This window comes from Paenibacillus sp. 1-18 (assembly GCF_000520755.1).
In the GTDB taxonomy this organism is placed as follows: Bacteria; Bacillota; Bacilli; order Paenibacillales; family Paenibacillaceae; genus Paenibacillus; species Paenibacillus brasilensis.
In genome coordinates this window covers 1-3553 of the sequence record NZ_ASSB01000237.1, presented here as the reverse complement: position 1 = coordinate 3553, position 3553 = coordinate 1, and the positions used below count along the sequence as shown (strand labels likewise).

Annotated in this window: 1 pseudogene; it reads right to left on the bottom strand. The window is 43.1% G+C overall.

The features are described 5' to 3' along the window. Positions 1-174: 174 nt before the first annotated feature. Positions 175-2986: pseudogene (locus L693_RS0114575) on the bottom strand (contractile injection system protein, VgrG/Pvc8 family). Positions 2987-3553: the final 567 nt, after the last annotated feature.

The window sequence follows — 3553 nt, the reverse complement described above, 5'->3', positions numbered from 1 at the left end:
ATCGAAGTTATCATATGCTTTGAAAGATATAGTAAAGATATTTCATTCCCCCTAATTTATAAGCCTCACCTTGTAAATATTTGTTCCATAAACGGAATCCACGTTTCCATCTCTGATGAATACTTTTATTTTTTCACCAAAAACATTAACTGAATGCAATCCGTCAGATGCTCCCTATTTCTTTAATTGATCAATAGCCGATTTAGAAGCTTCAACAATCTTATCGTCTGACCAATCTTTATTAAAGAATGACTTTTTACCTAACATTTCATCAATTTGCTTATCAGACATCTTTTTTTGAAGATATGGAAGTTGCTTTCTTGTACTATTTACGGAATGCCTATTAAGAATATGGTCAATTAGATTTTGACTTATATCAATATCCAATGTCTCTGTACCTTTACCCTTGGTTTTAGGCGGTTTTTCTATTGTTTTGTTCGGTTTTGAAGGTACAGTTTCTGATGCGTTCTCAATAGGTTCGGACGCATTTTTTGTAGTAATGCTTTTTTGGTCTATTCGCTGTTGAATTCTCCTCACATTTTCTCTTGCGAGCCTAGCGTTCTCAGATGCCCCTTCTTTGCTCATTTTGGAGAATTCATTTTTAAGGGCTCTACCTTCACCACCTCGACCGTCAAGTGGTACTGGCTCTGCAAATAGGTTTGCATAGCTCATCCATCGTTGTTCTTCCGGAGTGATGCCCACTTGATTGGATAAAATCAAAAAATCACCTGGATAATTTTGTTTCCAGTCATCGTAGTATTTAAAGTCTGGATCTCCATTCGCTTTACGAACCACCCCGTCCTCAGCACGGTAGCTTCCTAGCGGAATTTCAGGTCTGCGATCTTCTAATGAAGCCCAATAGACATAATCTCTATGAATTTTCTCATACTCTTCATCACTGATCTTAGGAGGAGAGTTTTCTTTTTCAGCTTTAAGGGCAGCTTCGATTCTAGCCTTTTCTTGTTCCTTATAATCTCTAAGCATTTTATCTTGAACGCTTTTAGGAACTTGCTGATACGCATGAACCATGGCATTCGATTCTTTAAGCAGGTTCTGTACCAGTTCCAATGTGCTGCCGGAATGAGCTATATGACGCGCACTCGTATACACTTTCCCTAGAATCCACTTGTTATAATAGGCTTGTTTAGCTTTCTCATGTTCGTGTAGACTAATCAACCCTTGCGTGGCCAAACCCGCCAAGTATTTTAACGGATGAACTTCGCTTCCCTTGCTACTACCTCCAACAGTAGGCGTTCCTTTGCTCCGAATGGGGATCGATGCAGTTGCTTGCAAAACCGTTGCTGCTACTTTACCTGCGGGTCCACCAACTGTATTTAACATTACATTGGCTACGTTCCCCACTACGGGAATGGAACCTAATAGCTTGGATATCGTCCCCATCAAAGCATTAGCCTTCTGAAGCTCAGCTGGAGTCGTAATTTTTGCTTTAGGAGTAGGGGCTTGGCTGCTCTTGGCTGCTGATTGAGCTGCTTCATACGCTTTGATACTCATCAATGGTGGCTCAGGTACAGGAGGGAGATCAGCCACGAAAACGGGTGCTTTCACCGTACCTTCCTGATCAATCACCGGCGCTTTAATATCCGTTTCGCCATCGAGCACCATACTGCTGGCTCCACCTTTTAAGTATAGTGCCGTACCAGCTTCGAGAGATAGTTCCTCACCTGCATCGAGCTTCACATGGCCACCCTGGATCTGCACATTCCCCGGACTGTTGATGGTGATGCCCGTATCCTCGTGCAGTGTAATTGAAAATCCATCCGAGGTGGAGAGAGTCAGTTCTTGTTCAGACATTTCTACGCCGCTACCTTGCACATGTTGCCATACCTTCACATTCGGCTGTCCATTCGCGTGGCGTTGTTGTCGTAGTGAATCCGTTACATAGGCATCCTGTTCACGGTGTGTAGGCAAATACAGTTCCACTTGTTCCCCGATTTCAGGCATATCGTACCAGCCAGTATGTTCTTCCGCAACATAACGGGCGGCTACGGGAAACCAGCAGGCTTTGACAGGATCTTGCTTCGGATCGATGTCGAGTTGAAGCTGCACAAAATCCTGCTGTACCATCAGAACCGTTCCTGTCAGCGAAATCCCCGTGGCCTGATCGTTTTCGTAACGGGCATAGCGGATATCCTGTTCAGCTTGAAGATCGTAACGGGTTCGCAGTAAGCCATCTGTTAACGTTGTCACTGCCCGAACCACGACCAGTTCTTTACCTTGTCCAATCGGTAACGTGATGAAATCACCCAGCGCATAGTATTGCAGGCTTTCAATCATATAGGTGACATACGAGCCAGCACGTTGTTCTCCCGGCTTTTCCGCATCCGGCTCATGAAACGTTTTTCGTACCCTGTAAAATACATCTCGTTCCACTTTATGCTGCTTGCCTTCTGGCATCCCAAAAAAGACCTTGGGCGAAGCTGCGGTTACCTCTGGCACAAGTACGGAGCCAAAGCGAGAAGCGAGACGTTTTAAAAGCGCCCAATCGGTCTCTTCATATTGTAAAACAAAAGTGTCCAGTTTGGCATAGTTCGTGACGGTATCAATGGCATCTCCGTATTGATATTTTCGAACCAGCGCAGTGACCAGATCATCATAGGTACGGTGAATATCTTGATAGGAGCGTCTTTTCACCTTAATATCCATCTGGTACGAATGGGAAGCGGCCTTCAGTTCAAAGGTATATACTCCACGTGTGCAATTCACAGACATTTGCGTAACGATCCCGTGGAACAGTCTTCTTAGCGATTGTCCTTGATCATCCAACTGACGAATCACAATCGGCTCTTGCTCCATATTTTGTCCGATGCATACGGCTCCGTGTTCTTCGGAGAGCAACCCACTGATATGGTAAATAGGCATGATCGTTGATGGTACGTGTTATTTGAAGTTTTCCGATGTGTTGTGGCTGAAAGGGGCCAAAAAAGCGTAGGCTTTTATACCCGATCCCGTCTGATAATAGGCTCAAGTGAGTTCATGACTCCTTTCTAGATTTGATGGGTATTTCCAAGAAAAGCACGTCATCTTGAATTTGCTTCTGATAATAGAAGCCACAGATGATTACAACTGTGAGTCAAAATAGATATGTATTACAGGGTTTGTACGCTATAAAGGGACGAGAGGAGATATTTAATAAACGACCCAGCATATGTATTTATCGGTCAAAAGAGAGATTTAGTTTACAGAATGACCCATTGGTTGGGGGATTTACTATGTTTATTTTTGGAAGAAGATGATGTGAGAGAGGAGTATATCCCTTCCATCGTCTCGACACATGTGGAGTGCGTGGTAGTAATATATCGAGATAAGAAGCATTGATGTACGAGGGTTTAAGAGTAATTTGAATATGTTCCTGCATTCAAAAAATTACTTTAGGGTTGAGTGCCGAAACATATTTTTTTACATATACGAGGATGTTGAATGCCTAATATTGATGGTTCGCAAGGAATAGATAAGATTTGATAGTATCGCTGAAAATATCAGTTGCCAGATAATATATGCTCTTTAGCCCCTTAGTGAACTTGGACACTAAGAG